The organism is Thermogutta sp., from assembly GCF_039793925.1.
GTDB lineage: Bacteria > Planctomycetota > Planctomycetia > Pirellulales > Thermoguttaceae > Thermogutta.
Genome location: NZ_JBAMME010000280.1, coordinates 4,406 through 26,553, shown reverse-complemented (window position 1 = coordinate 26,553; position 22,148 = coordinate 4,406). Strand labels below are relative to the sequence as shown.

The following is a 22,148-nucleotide window of genomic DNA, read 5'->3' as shown; positions in this document are numbered from 1 at the left end:
ACACGGGCTTCATCACCGTGTAGCAGACTTCCTTCGTCCGCGTCTCCCACACAGGCTTCATCACCGTGTAGGTGCATTGTCGCGTCTCATACACCGGCTTAAGGACGGTATAGGGAATCTCCTTGGTCACCGTCTCGTACACCGGCTTGAGAACCGTGTACGGAATCTCCTTCGTGCAGGTCTCCCACACAGGTTTGCACACCGTGTAGGTCCGCGTCCGTGTCTCCCACACGGGCTTCATCACCGTGTAGCAGACTTCCTTCGTCCGCGTCTCCCACACAGGTTTCATCACCGTGTAGGTCACCTGCCGGGTCTGGGTTTCCCAGACGGGCTTCATGACCGTGCGGGCGACCTCTCGGTATTGGATCTCCGGAACGTATTTGGTGTAGGTCACCTGACGAGGCTCCACCACCCGTTCGAAGCACGTCTTATACGTGGTGATTTGCTGGGTCTCGTACACCAACTTGCGGTGCGGTTTAAGCACCGTGTAACATTGCTGGGGCGTACACCCCACATCCACAGCGCAGGCCGTCGTCGCGCGGGCCAATCGCACGGCACCGCAATAGCCGGCCTCAACAGGTGCCGCTGAACAGGCGACAAGGAAAGCCGCCAGCAGCGGTACAACGCCAAGCCTTTTCATGTCATCCCTCCTTTTGGTGAGTCCTCTTGCGGCGAGTGTGCTCCGGGATGGTAGACGTCCCTGTTTGGGTTTTCGGCATTGCGAGGGAGCAACCGTTAGACCATCAGAAAGGCTCCAACGATCGTCACTTGCATCCTCCTGAGCACAACCGGTACAACTGGTAACTTTCCCTTAAATACCGATTCAGCGCACTCCCCTGTTGGTCATATCGGAAAAATAAAGCGGAAAGTTAATCTAACCCGGATGGACAATTAGATTAGTTTGAGTAATGATCGATGATAAACGAGCTTAGGACACGCAGAGCAAAGAGGAGGTCTGGATAGGAGATCAGAGACAAGAACTTGAGAAGCTTAGGGCGACATGGTAAACGCAACGGCCCCAGTTTAACAGAAACGAGTCGCTCCTGCCTGACCGCCAAAGCATCCCTCGAAGTGGTACGACCCGTGAAGCGCTATCCTTTAGACTGCGCCGAACGCGGCTGACGACGCTCCTCCCGCAGTCGCGTTTGCTCCGCGGCAGGCAGCACATGAAAACGAATGCGGAACACTTTGCGCTCGCTGAGTTGCTGTCCCGAATAAATCCGGCAAATCTCCGCTCGAAGCTCCTCCACCGTTGTGAAGCCGTCCGGAATGGCATCCTCATCAGAGAGGTCGTCCAGAGAAACGGCCTCCACCTCATCGATCTGGATATACCCCACCCCCGGAATGTAACTCCTTTGTCCGGCGCGCATGTGCCGAAACTTCCACACGCGGATTGTCTGTGTCTTTCGCCCTTCGCGGATGTCGCTAAGGAATTTTTTCTTGAAAAGGAGCATGGGCATCCTGATCACTTGGGTGCAAGGATGATCATTGCAATAAGGCCACCGACTACCAGGATCGCAGCACCGACAGCCAGCCGAATCCAGAACAGCGACGCCCGTTGTTCCGCAAGCTCGATCTGACGCCGACGCCTCTCCTGGTACTCCTGACTCGCTTCGTACGCCAAATGAAAGACAGCCTGGCAAAACGGGCACATGGCGTCGGTGCCCAGCATCTCACGGGGGGTTTCCAATACATGCCCCTGAGGGCACGGGATATGATAGACCTCCGGGCCACCATCGGAGACCGCAGGACCGCCCTCCATGCTTGTCGGAAAAGTTGCCTCTGGTTGCACGGACGACCAGTCAGAGCCGGGTTCCACAGGGCCCGCAGCATTCTCGGCAGACGGACCAGATTTAGCAGCAGGGAGACGCTGCGAATCTACCAGACTGGGAGGCGAGAAATCGAACTGGGCCGCAACCGTCGATGGTTCGCGAAGCTCCGGTTGTTCATCTCCGGGGGTCAACGAGATCCCAAGACCATTTTCCCGCACGGACTTAGGCGGGGGTATGAGCATCGCGGTGCCACAAAAGGGGCAGGCCGCAGCTTGGCCCACTTGATCCACCTCGGCCTCCAGTATATGGCCTTGCGGGCAGAAAAACCGAAAGCCCATCTCGTTTTATCTTTCACAATACTCACGACGAACGAACAATCGGTCGCAACATCCTGTTTGCATCTTAGCCCAAGATCATGGCTCCGTAAACGACCGCGACAGCGCGACATTGTTTGCAGAAAAGGGAGGAAAGAGCTTGGGCTGCCGGATGCCGAAAGCGATTCCCCTTTAATCGAGCTTGCGAACTACCCCGATGACAACCCCCAGCACGCGGGCATTTCTCACAAAGATCGGCGACATATTCTTGTTGGCCGGGACGAGCTTTGCCCCGCGCTTGGTGGGATACCAGTATTTGAGAGTGGCTTCATTTTCGTCCGTCAGGGCGACAACAATGCTTCCCGGATCGGCAACATCTTGGCGGCGAACGATCACGTAATCTCCGTCCGCAATCTGCGCTTCGATCATTGAATCTCCCTGGACTCGAAGCACGAATAAATCGCCGTTTTTGTTGTTAAAAAGACTCTCAAAGTCAAAGGTCTCGGCGTTTTCGATCGCCTCATGAAGAAGCCCGGCGGCAATCCGCCCCACCAGAGGCAAACCCGATCGCCAGGAACGTTTGCCAGTCTGAGGTCCCAATCGCGCGAATTCACTCACGCGAATGGCACGCGATCGCTGCGGATCACGGGTTATGAATCCTTTGGCCTCCAAAGCCCGCAGATGGCCACGCACTCCGTTGGGTGAGCGTATTTTGAACTGAGCCGCGATTTCCCGAATTGTCGGGGCATATCCCCGCCGCTCAATACTGTTCTTGATAAAACTGAGAATTTCACGCTGACGGGGCGTTAACGCCGATTGAGGAGACTCTGCTGGATTCATGATTGTCTGTCCCTCGCAATTAGCGGCCCCTGCTAGCTATTCCCCGCACGGCTTTCGCTCTGCGACTGACATCACGCTAGCGCGCACTGCCGGTCAACCATCCGGCACCGTTGACGCGCCATCTAGAATATGCAACGTGTTGCAGGAGGCCCACTCGTGTACAAGTGTACAACATTACTTACTTGCGTCAAGTGGGACCGAACCTGACATATCCCCACTTTTCCTCTGGCAATGAGCAAGCGGACGTGCACGCGGGTTTGTGTACGAGTGAGATCCAGTCCGGAGCGACGTGCATGTCAGCTCCACATTCCCACGTTTCGGTCATCCCTTTCGCTCAGCGGGCTCCAAGCGCTCGGCTAAACGACAGGGGGCGATTCACTAATCGCCGCTACTCGCCGTGTTTTGCACGGTGGCCGTAACGCCGGTTGGGGCAATCCATGAGTTACCCCTACACTACATGGCGCTCGTGCCATGTCGTGGGTTATGCAAAGTTGGAGACGGGGTCAGGAGGTCGACCGCTTGCCTGCTGATTCTTTGCCGGAAAGAATTCATGGTTCGCAAAGATTGGAATCCTCTGACGACTCAACTTTATTTATCGCTGTTTGTGAGAGCAGGAGTTAAATCCGACCATGATGAGTCAACATCCGGAAACGGCACCACGTCCAGCTATTTCACTGCAGCCGGAAGAGGGGTGGCACTGCCAACACTGGTTTTATCGGTTCGCCAGGCCAGCGTTGCGACGCCTCTCCCCAGGCGACAGGCAACAAGCCTGTGAGGAGTTTTGCGCAGTTTTGACGCCTCCTCCGGATTTGGCTCCAGCACGACTGCAGACATATCTCATCATGGGGCACAAGGCCGACTTCGGCTTGATGATGCTGGATGCCGATCCGCTCAAGCTGGAGGGACTTCACCATCGCCTGATGGCCAGTGCGATGGGTGCTATGCTCATCCCCACGTGGTCATTCGTCTCCCTGACGGAGGTTTCGGAATACTTACACACTCCGCAGGCTTATGCCGAACGTTTGCAAAAGGAAGGCCTATCCCCGGAGAGCCCTGAGTTCATCCAACGAACGACGCAGTACGCGAAACGATACGAAATCATGCGAAAACAACGGCTGAATCCCGACTTGCCGGATTGGCCAGCGTTCTGTTTTTATCCCATGAACAAGCGACGTCGTCCCGAGGCAAACTGGTTTATGCTCAATTTTGAAGAACGGGAACGTCTGACGGCTGAACACGGTGAGACCGGGATGAAGTTCGCCGGTCGGGTGACGCAGCTTGTGACGGTGGGAATCGGGTTAGAAGACTGGGAATGGGGGGTGACTTTGTGGGCGCGCAATCCTCAGTATCTTAAAGATATTGTCTACCGCATGCGATTCGACGAGGCCAGTGCCCGGTATGCCGACTTCGGGCCTTTTTACAGCGGCTATCGGGCCTCTCCCCAACAAATACTGGATCACTGCAAGATTTGTTGAACGAGACGTGTAACCATTTCCAACCAGTCGTGGTTGACTGCCGCCGCCAACGGGGGAATTCGCGATCACAGCCTGAGGCATGTTTCTGAGGTTTTTTATCAACCGATTGATCTGGCTAGCGATCACGCTCTGGGTCGTGTTCACGGTGAGCTTTTTTCTAATGCGGGCCGTGCCCGGCGGACCACTCGACCGGGAACGCCGCCTGGATCCGCAAATTGAAAAAAATCTGGCCGCCCGATACCACCTCGACGAGCCAGCCTGGCGGCAGTATCTGCGTGAGCTCAGCAACGTTGTGCGGGGGGACCTCGGCTACAGTTATCGGATGGCCGACTTTACAGTCAATGAAGTGATCGCGCAGGGCCTACCCATTTCTGCGGCGTTGGGAATTGCGGCTTTGGGGCTGGCCATGACGTTGGGAGTCGCAGCGGGCGTGGTGTCGGCCGTGGCGAGAAACACTATCTGGGACCGAGCACTCATGGTGGCGGCCACGGTAGGATTGGCGGTACCCAATTTTATCTTGGCGGGCGTTCTTATCATTCTTTTAGTGTTTTTGATTCCGGTCTTTCCCGCTGCCGGTTGGGGCAGCGGCTCCCATCTTGTTCTGCCGGCGATCAGCCTCGGATTACCCTACGCAGCCTCGATTGCCCGCCTGGTTCGGACCGGTCTCCTCGATGTTCTCAATCAGGATTTCGTGCGTACAGCTCGGGCTAAAGGTGTAGCGCCGATGGTGGTGATCTTCAAGCACGCCATGCCCATGGCCCTGCCTCCTGTTATTTCCTACCTTGGTCCAGCGACGGCGGGCATCATCACGGGATCGCCGGTCGTAGAAAAGATCTTCGCTATCCCCGGTGTGGGAATGCACTTTGTCGAAGCGGCCATTCAGAGGGACTACACCCTCGCTATGGGGCTCGTTCTGCTTTTCACGCTGTTGCTGTACTGCGCCAATATGCTTGTGGATTTGGGATATTCGGTCCTTGACCCTCGCGTGGAACTCGAATGAGTCGACTGAACATGGCACGCTCAGAGAAGAGTCAAGTCGCTATTTTTTAACGCTGTTTGCGCTGTTCCAGACGGGCAATTCCTGCCGCGCCGATGAAACCAGCATCCCCTCCCAATGCGGCAAACCGAATCACGACTTTCTCCGCCAGGGTAGGAAATGCCCGCTGCTGTACTTCTTCTCGAATTCTTTGCAGGAACTGCCGTCCCACCGGGGACTTCATACCGCCAAAGGTCATCGCGCCGCCCAGGAGAAGTCCCGTTGGATCAAAAGTATGTAACAAAGTGACAATCCCCAGCCCTAGGTAGTGGGCAGTTTCCAGAACGAGTTCTAGCGCGGGTTCATCCCCGTTCTCGGCAAGCTGGGCGATAAGGAGGGGAGTCAGCTTTTCGCCCTGGGCAACACGTTCCGCCAGAGCAGGTGCCTTGCCCGCGGCAATCTTTTCTTTGGCCCGGCGAACCAGGCCCGTGGCACTCGCAAAGGACTCCAAATGGCCGCGTTTGCCGCACGAACAAACGGGTGCTGTCTCAGAGGGATCTATAAGAATGTGCCCACATTCGGTGCCGTGTCCATGCTCTCCTTCGATAATAAGGTCCCCGATGATCACGCCACAGCCCACGCCTGTTCCCAAAGTGAGGAAGACCAGGCTATGAAAACCGCGACCCGAACCGATCCACAGCTCTCCGTAAGCGGCCGCCGATGCATCGTTGGCCATGACGACCGGCATTCCGCAGGCGTCGGCGAGGCGATCCCGAATCGGAAAACCTCCCCAGCCGGGGAAATTGGTGGGGTTCACCATGACGCCAGTCTGCAAGTCGAGAATTCCCGGGCAGCCTAATCCAATCCGAGCAATTTCGGTGGGCTCCAGCCCCGAGGTCTGAATCATTTCCATCGTCGTTTCACTGATCCGCTGGATCCAATCCTGAGGACCATTTTCTACAAGCGTGGCAAACTCTCGGGAATGGCAAACTGGCCGTCCCAAGTCATCGACCAGCCCCACCTTCGTACTGGTCCCACCGAGATCAATGCCTACATAGAACGGTGGTATAGCGCGGTTGAGCGGAATCGGCTTAATGGCTGGAGCCATGTTGGAAATCCCCTTCTTTTACTGGATGGTACACTCTAAACAAACACAGAGTCGCGCCGAAAGTCAAGAAAAGTCCCACAGGCCCCCCAATTGAGCATGGATCCTATTCAGAAGGACGGGCCGATTGGGTCGATTTTAGCGGTTGCCTGTCACTGGGCAGCCGATTTCGTCCCTGCGGGAGACCCCATGATAGGAAAGCCCTCGGGAAGAGGACGGCCGGCCACCGAGTAGCCACGCGCGTGAAGAAAATCCTTCAGCCGTCGAAAGTCTTTAAAGCCGTCCGGATAACACCAGAGGGTAACAACCGTTTTATCCGGTCGGTAGCCGGCCAAACGTCTGCGAAACTCCGACGTCTCTTCCAGCGCACGGTCAACGGGTTCACCACCGGCCCCCGTGGGAACCAGGACCCATTGACGGAGTTGGGCGTATGCCCCTGTCATCATGTTTCCATCGCCCGGGGTGCCCGACACATGACGACGCACGAGCGAGTACTCCATTTTGAATCCACCAATCGGCCCGACGGCGCCAGTGATTTCCGGTACTTCCAGCAGGCGATAAAGCTTCCGACGGGCATCGGCAACAAGCTCTTCCAGAAGTCGATCCAGGGGAATGTAAGCGATTTTTCCTTTTTCGATGACGAAATGGATTTCCTCGTGATCACTGGGAGTTGCCAACGGAGTCGGATAGTTGACGAGTTGAACGACTTCTGTTCGGTTTTGCTGGGCGGCAACTTCCCGCTCCAGTCGTGAAAGCTCTTCGCGGGCTTCTGCCAGGGATTGTACAAGCTCCTCTTGTCGGGCTGTATCATCACTTAGCTGCTTGGACTTCTCTTCGTACTCCTTTTTCAACAACCCCACCAACAAGGCCAGCCGATCGCGTTCTGCCAGACGCGCTTTAATTTCGAGAGTCGTCTGCTCAACTTTTCCAGCCAGTTCCAGAATGTCCTTGCGCAAGGAAACCAATCGCGCAGACCGCCGTTGCAGCTCCTCCATTTGCAGTTCACGTTCCTTCAGTGTGGGATCTTCCGGCAGAAAAAGATTGACCGGCGCGTGCTGCGCCCGCACACCGACCACCATGACCAGGATGATGAGAATGCCCACAATATTGGTCACGGTGTCGAGGAACGAATCATATCCGGCGCTGTACTGGTCCTCCATGGCACCTCGTCCCGTCATGTGAGCTAGCCGCTCCGCCTGTTTTCAGTCAATCCTGTTGGATGAACGGCAGACTGGCCCCGGTCACCGTACCTCGGGCATCCTCTCGATGAGAAGCCCACTTCCGGCCAGGAGCTGTTGCAACATGTCAAATTGTTTTTCCGCACCCGGCACCACATGCACCCGAAGAATGGGACGCCAGTACATTCCACGTCCAGCCATTCCCCAACTGGCGATGTATTCTTTGACGGTCTTCACCATCTCTTCCACTGCTATCTCGGGTCCGTTGTCGAGCAAAAATACACGAGTGGCCATCAGGGGATTATCCGGAACTAGGACAAACCGGTCGGGAAAACATTCGATCTTGATCGGCCTGGTGACGGGAATCATGCCTCGATCGTGAGGCAAGAGAGCCCAGCCCTGGCCGTGGCGATCCGCCAATGGCCGAAGGGATTCTGAATACGCCGTGCCCGCCGCGCTACGAGAAGCCGATGACTCTGGCCAAGACGGCTCGAGCTGGTTGCCGCCACCATTGGCATCAGCGAGGTTTGAACCATGCGGCATCGCGATACCTGAGACTAGGCGATTGGCATCTAAAGCCTGCGAGCCCTGGATCGACACAGGTTGGTCCGTCACAACGAACTCGGCATTCGCGGCAATGCTATCGGACTGCGGTCGTGCTCGGTTTTCCTCCGTCGAACCTCTTGTCCCCGACCCGGGGCAGGAAATCTCCTGGTTATTGGACCCGTTCAAACGCGTTTTTTGCTGCCACCGGGCGAGCATTGGATCGTCTGCGGCAGTGGCGGACGGGTCTTCTTCAGAAATGTCTTCGATGGCTCCACCAACGGTGGGGGCTGGTCGGAAGCGGCGAGGTCGGTTGCCATATTTTCCGGGCGCTGACTGGACTAGGAACTGCTGCCGACGCCGCGCCAACGTGACAGCATCCTGAACCTCTTGCGCCAGGCGGGGATCCGGCGGTGGATAGGAGAGGGGCCAGTCGTCCTCCACAAGTTCGTAGCCAAATTCGGTGCCCCACGACGTCATTGCCGCCCGGGCTGCGTAATATGCTTCGATTCCGCTCGGCCTAACAATGAGAAGAGGGTAAGGCTCACCATCTTTCTGGGGGTCGAATTCGTGGCGTGCAAGCCACTCCTCCCGCACCGCGCGGAGGGCCGCGTCGAGGGGATTTCCCGGTCCAAGTGGTCCGAGAAAGTCCTCCGGCGGAAAGCGAATTCCTTCCGGCTGCAAATAGACCCCGTCGCTTCGGCATTCCAGATAGATAGGTCGGCGGCGCGTGCCATGCGGGCCTTGATAAGGGATGATCGCGTAACTTCGGGCAGACGATTGCCGCTTCGCCTCCTCTCTTTTCGCCTTCAGATCAGCAATTTTTCGCTGTAACTCGTCTAGCTCTGCTTGCTGCGATTCTATGAGCGATTTCTGCTCCATCCCGGCTGTCTGGCGGAGAGATTCAAGCTGACGTAGCTTTTCCTGCCAGAAAAGTCCTTCGTCACGCAGACGTCGGAGGGAATCCTCTATGTGCCCCAACAGAGTCCTCGCTTCCGTCAATTGCTGTTGTGTTTTTTCATGACTGACCCGCAGTTGTTCCTCCTGCCACTGGAGGTCTTCTTCCCATTGGCGCAGCTTTTCCGGAGAGGGCAGTGCCTCCTCAGCCGCCGAGCCCGCCTTCGCCGCCCGAGCTTGAGCCAGGGCCTTCAACCGCGCCTGACGGACAAGGATCACAAGGAGGAGTATGAGCACCCCCATCGTGCAAATGAGCACGGCGAGGAAGGGAAACAATGAAACCGGATTGTCACTCCCCAAAATGGAGCGCCGCGATCGCCGCTTCATGCCGCCTTTGCCTTGGATGGATGCATCTCCGACCGCGGGCCCCGATCGGCGGGAAGCCGGTGGAGATGCGCGCTCAGCAGATTGGCCGCCGCCGCGAGGGTTGCCAAAGCCTCCTCGAAGTGCTTAGCCGACGTTACAGCCGAGAGATTCTGGTCCAAAAGCCGCTGAAGTTCGGCCAGTTCTCCCACGCCTTTACCCAGGTTTCGCCACACCACTGCATCCTCGCGGAGGCGATTTTCCAGCTCCGCAAGCACCTCAGCAGATCGACGAAGCGTCTCACCTACTGAGTTCATTTGCACGTTAATAGGCTCCAGAATGTTTTTTGCCCAACCAGCCATCTGTTGGAGATGGGCGGTTTCTATCTCCTGCAAGCGGTGGGCATGTTGCTCGGCCGTGGCATTGAGGGCGCGGGTCATGGCTCGCTCCAAAGCCTCACTTGTGCGGTCCCACAACTCCTTAATCGCGTCGTCCCGCTCTTTGAGGGCCTGCTGCCACAGTTCGATTTGGACGTGCACGAGTTCTTCGCATGCCTGGACGACTCCGCGTAACGTCTGCCGCACTTGTGTGTCCTCATCCACTCCGGATTCGCCCACAAATGCGGGAAACAATGTGTCCTGCACGCGCTCGGAAACGGTGACCACCAGTTTTTGCTCCGCTCGATCCACCGCGTACTGGACAAGCATGAGGATCATGGAAAGAGCCAGCGCGAGGGCCGTTGTGTCGAAGGCCACCATTAGCCCCCCCATAACCGTGGGAAGCGTTTCTTCGAGTTGCTGGGGAGAAAGGTTCCCTAGGGACAGCGTAATCCCCACGACTGTTCCCAAAAATCCCAAAATCGGAATCGCCCAGACGACAAGCCGCACGAACCCGTAGTCGGCACGGCGATTGTCAGCCTCTTCCTGGGCAAGCTCTCTCAAATACTCGTCCAGGCCTCGGCTCGAATGCCGTCGCTGGACGTAAAGGACGCCGGCCCTGATATGACGGATGAACGTGCTCTCTTTGGCCGCTCCTGCGTCTGCATCGATCGCCTGCCAAAGCTCCTGAGGAGTCGTATTTCGGAGCGATTTTCCCGCCTGCAACTTTACCAGGTGGGACCATTCTCCCGCCACTCGCCATCCTTTGGACGCGAGTGCGCTCAATCCCAAGAAAAAAAGAAGCGTCTCAACGTATTCGATGGGGTGACCGGTTGTATATCGGCGGAGAAACTCTGCTCCCGGCCAGTCAGCGGCTTTAAGCGAAAAGAGGTAGAGGGCAAACAACGCTCCTCCCCAAACTAGGGGTGAACTTGCGATCCGATGGAGGATGTAGCGGAAAGTCCTCATGGGTGTAGGTCCTGATTTTGCTCGAAATAATTCCGTCACCGGGTTGCAGTTGTTTCCCGGGGGGATTGTCTTTGAGGCTGGCCGCCGGGTCAATGCCAAGTGGGCAAGGATGGGGCCAGTCCTGTCTCAATAAAATCGTCACAATCGTTACGCTCACTCCACACCAAAAACTGGCCCGAGGCGACACTCTCGAGATCAGGCAAGTGGCGAAGACAAGGCAACAAAGGCAAATTCAACCCAAGGGGGCGTGCCGTACCCCATCTATTCAACACACAATCCGCAGTTTACCAGAATTGCTCTTCACGATTTTTCACAAATCGCCTATCATGCGACCGAGATTTTCCGGTCACCGGAGTATTCGCGCTTTTTGGAACTTGAGTGAACACCCGCGGGGATACGTTTCGATCTAGCCCACAGGCCGAAGGCCGGCCCTAGAGAGGATTTCCCTGGTCGCGCCCGTTATCCAGGGGAGTTTGCACAAAGGAAATCCCGCCGGTGTTCAGCGTTTTTACACCCGAAGACGCGAGCTGGAACACAGGCCCGGCGACGTAAGTATCTTTCAGCGGGGCAGTATTTGGGAAAGAATTCCCGTAGCGTCGGGATTGTTTAACTTTGGAAAAAACTTGACGCGTGAGAGCGGATCGTGAACCGCGGTGCGAGGAGCTAAATCGGTTCACCATGCATGAATGCACAATAAACGGGAGTGGCGTCACGCATTTATAAAACATCCATGACACTGTGGAGCGCTCCGCCTAGTTGCGGTTCCTGCACGCGGCACCACAGCGCACGGAATTCCCTCGTGCTCCTTAGCGTTGTGGTGAGCGGGTGCATTGCCCCTGCAACCACCGCTCCGCCAGCCGCCGTTCCTGGCACCGTTCCACCCCCTGCTGCGTCCGGAGAATATTACCGAGAAGTCCCGGGCCCCATCCTCCCTGGCGACTGTTCAGAATTCACGATTGTCCCGCAGGAAACGGCGGCTACCGTGGGAACGGAGGTGATCCTTGTCGCCAGCGTTCGCGGCCAGGACCAGTACATGCTGACGAATCAGCGCGTGGAATGGACCATCATGCCCGGTGGCGTGGGGGCTTTTGTCGATTTCAACCGGGCCACCCTCATCGATTATCTGGTGGGTGATTTTACCAGACCGCGAAAAGTTAATGAGCACTTCGTCATCACAAGTACCACGCGGCAGTATTTGCGACTGACCCGCGGCACGGTCGATCCTAACGATGATGTCATCATCCGACCCGGTCAGGCGTGGGTCAGTCTGACCAGTCCCGTTGAGGGTACATCCGTGGTCCAGGTGTATGTACCCTGTGTCCATAGCTGGAATCGTCGGGTGCAAACTGCCACGATCCATTGGGTGGATGCGGAGTGGACCCTCCCGCCCCCAGCGATTGTTCCGGCTGGTTCCCGCCACAAACTCGTCACAACTGTCATCCGACAGCGAGACCGATCCCCATGTTCTGGTTGGAAGGTTCGCTACGAGATCACCGGGGGTGTTACCGCGGCTTTCGCCCCAGAAGGGTCCACATCTGTGGAAGTCCCGGTGGATTCATCAGGGCAAGCGGCTGCTGAGATTTTCCAGACCCAGCCTCTCGGGGGTTCGACGCAGATCAGCGTTCAGATTATCCGTCCGGGAGATGCCCCCGGGGCGGCCGGGAAACAATTGCTTGTGGCCTCGGGACAGACGCTTGTCACCTGGTCCGCCGCCCAGCTTTCCGTTCGGGTCAATGCTCCCCCAACTGTCGCAGCCGGCGGGAGCACGACAGTTCGCATTGAAGTGAATAATCCGGGCGACCTCCCGGCGGAAAATGTCATCGTGACGGCCACACTGCCGAGCGGGTTCACTCCACGAAGTACTACACCCGTTGCTTCGGTAACGGGAAACACCCTGACGTGGAGCATCGGGCGGCTGAATGCCCATGAGATGCGGACGCTCGATGTGGTCATTGAAGCCGCACAAGGTGCCACGGGTTCTCTGTGTGCGGAAGCCCAGGGAGCGGGCGGCCTGCGGGCCCAGCATTGCGCCACGATATCGGCCGGTACGGCGGCTCCTGCCACCTCTCCCACCACGGGCACGGTGGAATTGCGTGTGCAGGGACCCGACCGCGCCACCGTGGGGCAGGAAGTCACGTTCGTCATTTCGATCACCAATCGCGGCACCGCTCCGCTTGGCAACCTCCTCGTCAAGGATACGTTCGATCGAGGTCTTCAGCACGCAGTGGCCCAGGGGGCCGTGGAACGGGACCTCCCCGGAACGCTTCAGCCTGGTGAAACAAAAACAATTGGTGTGGTCTTTAAAGTTGTGCAGCCAGGACGGTGGTGCCACACCGTGCAGGTGAGCGGGCCAGCCGGTATTCTGGCCTCACAGTCGACATGTCTCGAAGCGCAGCCGGAAACATCGGGTTCCGGCTCCAGCCTCCCATCGGGAGCTGCTCAACCGGGGCCGTCGTCCGCCACGAGCCCTGGGGCCATTCCTTCACCTCCCTTTTCCACTGGTCCGTCAACCCCGAGTCAATTACCTCCATCCGGGCAGAGTCTTCCGGGCACGTCAAGTCCCGCGGCAGCTTCACCCACCTTGCCTGGGGGAAGTCCAGGGGCCGGTGTGCCACCTCCGACACCCGCCACCACGCCTTCCCAGCCCGCTCCATCCTCTGCGAGTTCAACGCTCCAGTCGGTAAATTTTAAAATCACTGGGCCGAGCTCCGTGAAACTGGGCGAATCAGCCGTTTTCACCTGCGAGATCACGGTCACCGGCCCGAGCGCCATCGCCAATCTTCGACTGCGGTGCTCCTTTGATGAAGCATGGGAGCCTCTCCGAGCGAGTGCTGGATACCAACTCGAGGGCGATGTCATCACGTGGACCCTCAATACGCTGGCACCCAACCAGCCCATCCGCCGGCAGGTGGAGTTGCGAGCCTTGAAAACGAGCGAGCAGGCTTGTTGCCGCGGCGAACTTGTCAGTCCAGAGGGCGGTTCAATTAAGCAGCAAGCGTGCGTCCGGATTGAGCCGGCAGCGCCAACGCCGACCGTCCGTGGGCGACCACCCATCTCGGACACGTTGCCATCACAATCCGACGGTTCAAGTAGCCAGACACCTCCCACAGAGACCGCCGCATCGGGAGACGCCGCGGGTGCATGTCCAGCCAAGGTGTCAATTATTGATCGCTACGATCCGATCGCAATCGGCAAGTCGAAAACCGTGGAATTTGTGGTCACAAATTCTGGGCACAGTCCGCTCTCGGACATCCGACTTGCCGTAACGATCCCGGACAGCTTCGTGTGGGATCCGGAGATGACTTCCACCCCGGTTCAAGTTGAGTCGCCGTCTCACGGTGTGGTCGTTTTCGTTGCTCGTGGACCGTTGCCGGCCGGGCAAAGCCTGCGATTTCGACTCGGTCTTACCGCCAAAAAAGCTGGCCCGGCACAAATCAACGCCCAGGTCACCTGTCAGGGGTTCTCATACCCTCTCACGGTCACACGAAATACAACCGTTGTGGATCGCTAAAATGAACGTGGGAGGCGGATTCATCATCATGCTCGTTAAGGCATAAGGTAGTAGGCGATTATGCGCCGATTTGTCATTCTGGAACACGACAGTCCTCGCGGACTCCATTATGACTTGATGCTGGAAACGGCGACACTCCTCGTTACATGGGCGCTCAGCGAAATGCCGGCCTCCGGAAAAATAATTCCCGCCCAGCAACTACCTGACCATCGCAGGATCTATTTGGAATATGAAGGAGAAATCTCGGGTGGCCGTGGTACCGTATGTCGGTGGGATAAAGGCACATACCTTTTGAGCAAGCGCACCAGCCTCATGTTGGAACTCGTTCTGATAGGTGACCGGTTGCGCGGTCGGGCGAAACTTTTTCTCGTAGATCCCGAGTGTCAATCATGGCGATTCCAGTATTGGGCCGAAGACTCACCCCCAAGTTGACCCGATGCCCTTTGGGTGGGTGGGGCTTCACACCGGTTTAGCTTCTCACGGTAAAAGAGCTCTGCCACTTCCTGCCGACGGCTGTGGCACGCTACAGTACAAAATCTCATCATCTTCCTGCTTTGCTGTAATCCCGGCAGGTTCCGTGTAACGTGACTTTCACAAAGCCTTCTGCAAAGACTTCGGCTGGTTGGCGATGAAAGAAAACGGTGGATCCCAAGCCCAAGGGGCCGGTCGGACTTCCCCTGGCTTATCGGCACGGATGGGCGCTCTTTTGGTCTGGACGATCTGTCGTCCGGATCTTCCTACAAAACCAACCAGCCAGAAGGAGCACAACGTTGGCGCGTTCGCTGTCCGCCCTCATGCCGTTCTATAACGCCCAGCATCTGGCTCTGCGCGTCGTTCCTCCCTATATCGACGGGCTTTCCGACCTCACGCCAGAGTGGGAGATTGTCCTCGTGGACGATGGGTCTTCGGACGCCACGCCGGACGTCCTTTGCGACCTTGCCCAGGCCTATCCCCAAATCAAACTAGCGCTGCATGCACAGCCACGGGGCATGTACCTGGCTTACTGTACAGCCCTCGCACTTAGCCGGGGTGAGTTCGTGTTCATCCCATTGCATCATCGACCCGTCAGTCTGGATGGGCTTCATCGCCTGTGGTCTGCAAGCGCCGAGGTGCCGGTCGTCGTAGGCCTTTATGGGGATCCATCTTCGAAGCCCCACGCCGAGTGCGTTCTTCTGCACAGGTCAGCCACATCACCCATCTTGCCTGCGTTGAGTTCTCCCGAGCGGCTCGCTCAGGTCCTTGCACGATTTGAGCCCCATGTCGCCACAGTGTCGTTGCGAGCCGAGGCGCAAAGCAGCTCTGGACTTGAACGGCCAAAGAGCTACGCAACATCCGACGGACCGGAAGCCTTGCCCCCGCCACCGAAGAGCACCCTCCCACGATCGGCACTGGCGATCTTTTCCCGGCTCAAACAGTTTGCCCTCGACGAATAAGTGAGCCCTCCCCGGACGGTCGAACGCGGGACATCCTGTTAGGTATCGAAGATCACCTCAGCTCGGTAGCCACCGGTGGTGCGTTCGAGCTTCAGGCCGTGATACGTCACCGCCTTGATCTCGATTTCTCCCACATCGTGCTGGGGATCCAGAGGCCGTGCGACAATTCGACCGTGCAAGCCCTCTTTGTCAAACGTCACGTTATAGTGAATCGGCAGAAGACGGTCGGCCGTGCTCAGCACAAGAATTCTGCTCAGCCAGTCGTGGAAGAGATCTTCCCAAACCGCAGGAAGCCTCTCCGTTTCTCCGTCCAATCCCTTATCCACCGACGGCAGCGGTTCACCCAATGACAACGTGAGTTCTCGCACCACCGTGGACTGATCCACCCGCGGAACATTATTGTCGGTTCCGGATTGCTTTTCACCAGAAGAGCTCGTGGCTTCGCCTGAATCGGCATCGTTTTGCACGGATTCGTTTTCCGTCTGTGAGGAGAGCACAGTAGGAAACATCTGTCCCACCATTGCCCGCGCCGCTTCCACAAAAAGCCTTTCCAGCGAGGGCGCCTCGATCCTCAGATGCAGGTCCGCTGTATGGTCCAGCACAGTGAATGGCATGTGCTTCCTCCTGTCTGTCAAGCACGAAGCGCGGCACAATGCGGAAGGTCGTAAGCGGCCTCCCACCCCCCTGTTGCAATGGTATGCGAGAAACTGTCGTCCGCCTATACCCAGACGAACACCCCACCTGGGTATGAGATCCGCCCCAGATACTCCACCCGCGGCGGCACGACCTGCCGCCCACACAAGTGCGGAGCTGCCTGGGCCCGCAAATATCGGATGCTGCCAAGCGGAGGATGCATCGTCAATACTGGAGCCGGATAATGAGGGACCTCCTGAACTCAGGCAGCGGCAGAGGTCGCTTCAATTTGCTATCAGCCCAGGTATCGGCCCACGGGTCGTAGAAACGCACGGTTGCGGCCTCCGGCAAGTTCCAGGAGAGGGGAATTTCGAGTTCTGCGTCATGAATCCTCTCCGGCGGCTTATCTTCCGCCAGTTCGGTCCACCAGGTGTTTTCTTTATCGCGGCACCAGATGAGCGTCTTGTGATTGCCTCTCAGAACGTACACATACAGTCGGGGATGTTCCAGCTCGATGGGCTGAAAATTCTCTGCAGGTGGATCAAGATCCCTCACAACGGCAGCAAACCGTGCAAAATGCCACCACAGATTGTTGCGATCCACATAGACATCCCAGTGCCAGATATGGCCGGGGCCGGCAGCGCCCGCGAAAAACGGGGCAAACAGGACATCGTGGAGTATGATGCCGTCCTTATCTTTCGCGTAAAGTTTGAATGGTCCACTGTGATTCGGCTCCACGGCACCACTCTCCGCCAGCAAAATCGGCTTTTTAATTCCGAAAGACCGAAGATCTTTGACGGCCTCCGCTGCAAACACCGCCACCGGCCCGTGACAAATCTCCCAGCGGGCACCCAAATCCAGGTACCGGTGAACCTGTAGCACGTCGTTACCAGGCATCTCACAGAGTCGCCGGTATCGTTCGCGTTTATTCTCGTGGTCATAACTCCCCAGGCTCTGCATCGCTAGATTGAGCGGGAAAAGCCGGTGCAACTCGGGAAGCATCTCCGCCGTCCACGGTTCCCAGACGTTTGCCCGCACGGCGTCCATCTCGTTCCACAATTCCCATCCAAAAATGATGGGGTCACAATCATAGCGCGCAGCATACCAGGCGAGCTTGCGTTTGTACTGAGTCCGCCCGGCCTCACCGAGGAAGAAATCCGCCGTATCCTTCGCCGGACCACCATTTTGAATGAGATGCTGCGGCTTGGCGGCCCAGCTCTGCGTCCCTTCACCCAGATGGCGAAAGTGTTCCGTGCACAATTTCAGGCGGATGCCGTACTTCTTGGCCAAAGCGAGAAGGGCATCGATCCGTTTGGCCCGCTCCTCATCGAACACCCCGCTGCGCTCGTGCTCAATGTCGAAAAACGGGTTGCTCAGCCAAATCCGGACATAGTTTCCCCCCTGGGCTGAAAGTTTCTGAAACCATGCCTCCATCCCCTCCAGTCCGTTTCCGGGGGGACCAATCATATTGAGACCAATCGGAATGTATGGCTTGCCGTCAGTCAGCTCGAAGTATCGTGGATCACGAGGGCTCACGCGGACATGGGGCAAACGCTCCTCTGCCGCCAGATGGTGGCACCATATGCCCAGAATTCCCCAGACGGCTGTCGTCGCTAAAGTCGATCGCAGGATCATCGTGTGATCTCCCATATAGCCAGGGGGCTTTGGCACGTCCCAGTTCGATCCCCACAGAACCGCGTGAATCGCCTGTGTAACTCCACAGAGGTAAGTTCGCAGAAAAAAGATGCGTGATCAACCGGCGACTACTCGCCACCATGTTCACTCCAATGATAAGCACACGTCTTGGAGTCGCAAGGTGTTTGCCCAGAAGTGTGATTGATTTGCGCAAAAGCATGTTGTTTTCCAAAGTCCCTCCGTCCACAATCTCAGTAGAAAGAGCCGCTGCGTGGCCTGTTTTCCGGCTAGGTTGTCTTGCCCCGCGTTTTACATGGCGGAAGAAGGTCGATCATTATGGCAAAACGAATCGTCTGGCGACGCTTTTGGGCCAGGGTTTTGGCGGGAGGAATTGCTCTCCCGATCTTGGGGGTGATTTCTTCAGCCCGGGAAACGACTCCTGCGCGTCCGAACGTTCTCCTGATCTGTGTCGATGATCTCAAGCCCATTCTCGGCTGCTATGGAGATCCTATCGCCAAGACACCGAACATGGATCGTCTGGCTCTGCGAGGAATGCGCTTCGAGCTGGCTTTCTGCAACCAGGCTGTGTGCGCCCCCTCACGGAATGACCTGATGCTTGGATCGCGTTCCACGACCATTGGGATCTACAGCTTGGGCGACAATTTTCGCAGCGCTGTGCCCAATGCCATCACCATGCCCCAGTACTTTATGAAATATGGCTACCGTACCGAGTCGGTGGGAAAAGTGTTTCACGTGGGTCACGGCAACCACGATGACCCCGCCTCGTGGAGCGTTCCCAGCGTCATTGAAAAAGTGGTTGAGTACCTCGACCCACAAAACTCCGCCGGCGGGCAACTGACGCGAGAAGAAGCTTATTTTACCAATCAGAAGCTCGATCAAATTGGTCGACTTCCCCGCGGAGCAGCCTGGGAGAAACTGGATGTTCCGGACACCGCCTATGCGGATGGACGAATCGCCGAGGAGGGAATCAAGCGGTTGCGTGCGGCCAAAGAGCGCCGCGAAAAGGAAGGAATTCCCTTCTTCATCGCCCTGGGATTTGTCAAACCACACCTGCCATTCACGGCACCGAAAAAGTACTGGGATCTCTATAATCCAGCGGACTTCCGGCTCGCCGCTTACCAGCAATTACCGCTGGGAGCCCCGCCGATCGCTGGCAAGCGAGGCGGTGAAATTCTCAACTATGAGCCTTTGACCCTAGAAAACTTGAAGACTGACCAAATCCAGCGCACATTAATTCACGGTTATTACGCCGCCACAAGTTTCGCCGATGCCCAACTCGGGAAAGTCCTCGATGAACTTGACCGCCTCGACCTCGCCGGTTCGACGATCATCGTCCTGTGGGGTGATAATGGTTTCCACCTGGGTGACCACGGCATCTGGACCAAGCACACGAACTACGAACAGGCGGTGCGTATTCCCCTAATTATTGTGGCACCCGGTGTCACTCCGCCCGGCTCTGTCACCCGTCAGGTCGTCGAGAATGTCGATATCTTCCCCACTCTGGCCGAATTGGCAGGCCTGCCGCGTCCAGAAGGACCGCAGCCTATTGAGGGTGTCAGCCTCGTGCCGGTGCTCCGGGATCCGAATGCCCGCGTGGATGATCACGCTTATCACTGCTTTCCGAGAGGTGAGATCATGGGACGGGCCATTCGCACAGAGCGGTATCGGCTTGTGGAATGGAAAAAGATCGGAGCCCCCACCAGCTCGGCACAGTATGAGCTCTATGACTACCAAACCGATCCGGAAGAGCGCGAGAACCTGGTGGATAAACTTCCCAACGTCGCGCAAAAGCTCAAGGAGATCCTTGCTCGGTATCCGGAAGCGGCGAGCCCCTTCGCTCAACGGCGGGAAAACCGTTAACCCTTCTTATTCGACAACGATGACTGTCTCCGCAAATCCCAGCAGAAATTGGGGTGCCGATTCCTCCCACGCGCAGGCCACGTCGAGCGTCACAACGTGGCGGCCCGGCTGGGCATCTCGTGGGACCTCGACTGTCAACGTCACCGCGGTTTCAGTTCGCGGGGTTGCGAAAACGGAGGACCACCCCCTCCACGAGTGGCAAGCCACTGGTACGCCCGATTTGCGCCACGAGAGCGGGAGAACAGCACGTACTCGGAACTCCATTTGTTTCTCCGAATGGTTGAAAACGATGGCCTGCAGCGCAGCAACACTTCCCGCTTTTACTGTTTGCTCATAAGGATCAGCTCTCAGCCACAGTTCGTCGGTTCCAAAATGTGGGTCCGGCCAGGGAAGTAATTGGGCAAGAAGTTGCCGCCTTTCTTTCAATCGGCTGATGATCGACTGGCAAAAATCTTTAGTAAACCGGAACGCCCGATCCACATGACAATTGAACATGTGGGTGGGCTGCAATTTCATGACCAGCTCAAGACACCGCTGAAAGCCCATCCCATCATGTAGAAAATTCCGATTCTGAATGCAGTAATCGTCGATGCCGGAAGGCGTGAAGGAATCGCCCACAAAGAAAAGCCGGTCGGAACCTACCTCGACCAAAAGGGCCCCATGATACAGTGTTTGACCGGGAAACTCGAAGGCCGTCAGGCGGAACTCATGCCAGAGGAAACTCGTTCCATCTGGAAGAACGTGATCCACGGCAATCTGAGAGGGCGAAATACACGGCAAACGCCACGCCAGCGGCCGGGTGACGACACTGGCCACCGACGGAACAGCGTAGCAAGGACAGCCGAACCTCTGTAGGAAGTCGGGAATGGCATCGACGTGATCGTCATGATAATGGGTGATCCACAATCCTTCCACCCGTTTGATCGTGCCCTCCGCAAGCATCGCCTCCAACGCGTCGATAACCCGGCGGTGCCCGCAGTCCATGACAAAGGCCGCTCCGTCTTCCGAGATAAGAATCCAAGTCGTCCCGATGTGCCGGAGATAGGGAGGCACCTCCAGCGTTTCCTGAAAAGGCAACTGATCGGGCTGTCCCTGAAACTCGGTGAACAGTTCGGGGAAATAATGCCGCAGGGCCGACGTGGAGACGTAATTCCGGTACAGTTTTTCTAAGCGGCTGAGGATCAGTGCAATGGCCTCCCGCGGTTCACTGACGATTCCCCCGTGTGAGGTGATAAGCCAATCGGGGTTGACCTCCAGGACTCGGCCGAGGCTCGCTTCGAGACATTCCCGGGCCCCGAGATACCCGTGATAGTCTGATATTTTCCTCTGCCCACGCTCAAATCCTTTTTGAAGCGAGTAGAGATCAGGAAGCTGGCCGGGTCCGTGCAGCAGATCGCCGCAGAACACAACTCGTCGACCATCCACATCCACGCAGTAGCTGACGGCCCCGTCCGTATGCCCCGGGGTCGCGATCACGGTTATCCAGCCCGGTCCCCAGGTAAATGAGTCGCCGTCTCGAACGGTTCGAGTGACGGCGATGGGTTCCGAGAATGTCCAATGGTGCGGATGCTGGTTGTAGATATGCCAGCGGGTCCCTGGCGCAGACCAGTAATCCGTCACATGGGTGAAAAGCTTGAGCTCATCCTCCGGCACAATCACTTCGATTTCCCTCGGATGATCCTCGAGCCCCCAGGCTTGTTCCCGATGATGATGGGTGACGAACACCGTGCGAATCTTCAGACCTTCTTGCCCTGCCCACTCAAGCACCGCCAGGTCGCCATAGTCAAAGAGTGCCACCTCGTGACCGTTTCTCAATACTCCCACATGAATCGGGCCGCAGAACACGCCGAGGTGATCGGTCAGCCATTTGACAGTCCCTGGCCTTGGCGAACCGTCCGCGTCCGCCAACACAACGGATCGTCCGGTAGCCAGCAGCAAAGGGGCGCCAAGCGATCCCTGAAGAAGCTCTCTCCGGGAGAAACGGCAATGATGGACATCACGGATTTCGGCAGACTTCATCCGCTCATCCTCCGGCATTTCACGACCTGGAAGCATCGAGAAAATTGGCCCCGTCACGGAAGCGAATCGGCACGCCTCCAGTATGCACCTACCCGTGTTGGAATCAAGTGATCAGCCCCCACCCGGCCGAACGCGGTCGCCTTGACTCGCCGCGATCGCCAACGAGGACCTTGCCAATGGAAGAACCTGGGCCAGCCACTGGGCGGAAAGTCTTATTTTCGAGAGAA

At 57.2% G+C, this 22,148-nt stretch carries 16 protein-coding genes and 1 pseudogene; 6 read left to right on the top strand and 11 right to left on the bottom strand.

Going from position 1 to position 22,148, the window contains the following annotated elements; genetic code table 11:
- From ABJK56_RS14170 to lexA, 4 genes and pseudogenes are all read right to left on the bottom strand, one after another.
- Window positions 1-640, bottom strand: a pseudogene (locus ABJK56_RS14170) (hypothetical protein); the annotation flags it as partial.
- A gap of 451 nt (window positions 641-1,091) precedes the next feature.
- Window positions 1,092-1,454, bottom strand: coding sequence for an ASCH domain-containing protein (locus ABJK56_RS14165; protein WP_347245317.1), 363 nt, complete (start codon window positions 1,452-1,454; stop codon window positions 1,092-1,094).
- An 11-nt stretch (window positions 1,455-1,465) separates the two neighbouring features.
- On the bottom strand, window positions 1,466-2,110 hold the full coding sequence (locus ABJK56_RS14160; RefSeq protein WP_347245316.1) for a hypothetical protein: 645 nt from the start codon (window positions 2,108-2,110) through the stop codon (window positions 1,466-1,468).
- 168 nt (window positions 2,111-2,278) lie between these two features.
- The gene (lexA, locus tag ABJK56_RS14155) at window positions 2,279-2,926 is read right to left on the bottom strand and encodes a transcriptional repressor LexA (RefSeq protein ID WP_347245315.1); all 648 of its coding nucleotides are present in this window, start codon (window positions 2,924-2,926) and stop codon (window positions 2,279-2,281) included.
- 629 nt (window positions 2,927-3,555) lie between these two features.
- Between lexA and hemQ the strand changes: the two genes are divergently transcribed.
- Together hemQ and ABJK56_RS14145 are read left to right on the top strand one after the other, a co-directional pair.
- Entirely contained in the window at window positions 3,556-4,401 is an 846-nt protein-coding gene (hemQ, locus tag ABJK56_RS14150) for a hydrogen peroxide-dependent heme synthase (RefSeq protein WP_347245314.1), read from the top strand.
- A gap of 79 nt (window positions 4,402-4,480) precedes the next feature.
- The gene (locus tag ABJK56_RS14145; RefSeq protein ID WP_347245313.1) at window positions 4,481-5,401 is read left to right on the top strand and encodes an ABC transporter permease; all 921 of its coding nucleotides are present in this window, start codon (window positions 4,481-4,483) and stop codon (window positions 5,399-5,401) included.
- Between the two features lie 46 nt (window positions 5,402-5,447).
- Here ABJK56_RS14145 and ABJK56_RS14140 read toward each other — a convergent pair whose 3' ends face one another.
- From ABJK56_RS14140 to ABJK56_RS14125, 4 genes are all read right to left on the bottom strand, one after another.
- A complete protein-coding gene (locus ABJK56_RS14140) occupies window positions 5,448-6,485 on the bottom strand; it encodes an ROK family protein (protein WP_347245312.1) in 1,038 nt (345 codons plus the stop codon).
- Between the two features lie 149 nt (window positions 6,486-6,634).
- Window positions 6,635-7,660: a hypothetical protein gene (locus ABJK56_RS14135; RefSeq protein ID WP_347245311.1), complete on the bottom strand. Its 1,026-nt coding sequence runs from the start codon at window positions 7,658-7,660 to the stop codon at window positions 6,635-6,637.
- Window positions 7,661-7,723: 63 nt separating this feature from the next.
- Window positions 7,724-9,487: a hypothetical protein gene (locus ABJK56_RS14130; RefSeq protein ID WP_347245310.1), complete on the bottom strand. Its 1,764-nt coding sequence runs from the start codon at window positions 9,485-9,487 to the stop codon at window positions 7,724-7,726.
- Window positions 9,484-10,809, bottom strand: a complete 1,326-nt coding sequence (locus ABJK56_RS14125; protein ID WP_347245309.1) for a MotA/TolQ/ExbB proton channel family protein — start codon at window positions 10,807-10,809, stop codon at window positions 9,484-9,486. Before ABJK56_RS14125 ends, ABJK56_RS14130 begins: the two co-directional genes overlap by 4 nt.
- 799 nt (window positions 10,810-11,608) lie before the next feature.
- On the opposite strand from ABJK56_RS14125, the gene ABJK56_RS14120 reads away from it, so the two are divergent.
- The 3 genes from ABJK56_RS14120 (at window position 11,609) to ABJK56_RS14110 (ending at window position 15,753) form a co-directional block, all read left to right on the top strand.
- On the top strand, window positions 11,609-14,320 hold the full coding sequence (locus ABJK56_RS14120) for a hypothetical protein (protein ID WP_347245308.1): 2,712 nt from the start codon (window positions 11,609-11,611) through the stop codon (window positions 14,318-14,320).
- A gap of 60 nt (window positions 14,321-14,380) precedes the next feature.
- A complete protein-coding gene (locus tag ABJK56_RS14115) occupies window positions 14,381-14,752 on the top strand; it encodes a DNA polymerase ligase N-terminal domain-containing protein (protein WP_347245307.1) in 372 nt (123 codons plus the stop codon).
- Window positions 14,753-15,090: 338 nt separating this feature from the next.
- A complete protein-coding gene (locus tag ABJK56_RS14110) occupies window positions 15,091-15,753 on the top strand; it encodes a glycosyltransferase (protein ID WP_347245306.1) in 663 nt (220 codons plus the stop codon).
- A 38-nt stretch (window positions 15,754-15,791) separates the two neighbouring features.
- Here the strand turns inward: ABJK56_RS14110 and ABJK56_RS14105 are convergent, their stop codons facing one another.
- Together ABJK56_RS14105 and ABJK56_RS14100 are read right to left on the bottom strand one after the other, a co-directional pair.
- A complete protein-coding gene (locus tag ABJK56_RS14105) occupies window positions 15,792-16,367 on the bottom strand; it encodes an archease (RefSeq protein WP_347245305.1) in 576 nt (191 codons plus the stop codon).
- A 244-nt stretch (window positions 16,368-16,611) separates the two neighbouring features.
- Complete coding sequence (locus ABJK56_RS14100; RefSeq protein WP_347245304.1) at window positions 16,612-18,021, bottom strand: hypothetical protein; 1,410 nt, start codon at window positions 18,019-18,021, stop codon at window positions 16,612-16,614.
- A 336-nt stretch (window positions 18,022-18,357) separates the two neighbouring features.
- On the opposite strand from ABJK56_RS14100, the gene ABJK56_RS14095 reads away from it, so the two are divergent.
- Entirely contained in the window at window positions 18,358-19,902 is a 1,545-nt protein-coding gene (locus ABJK56_RS14095) for a sulfatase (RefSeq protein WP_347245303.1), read from the top strand.
- Between the two features lie 6 nt (window positions 19,903-19,908).
- Here ABJK56_RS14095 and ABJK56_RS14090 read toward each other — a convergent pair whose 3' ends face one another.
- Window positions 19,909-21,921, bottom strand: a complete 2,013-nt coding sequence (locus ABJK56_RS14090) for an MBL fold metallo-hydrolase (protein WP_347245302.1) — start codon at window positions 21,919-21,921, stop codon at window positions 19,909-19,911.
- Window positions 21,922-22,148 lie beyond the last annotated feature (227 nt).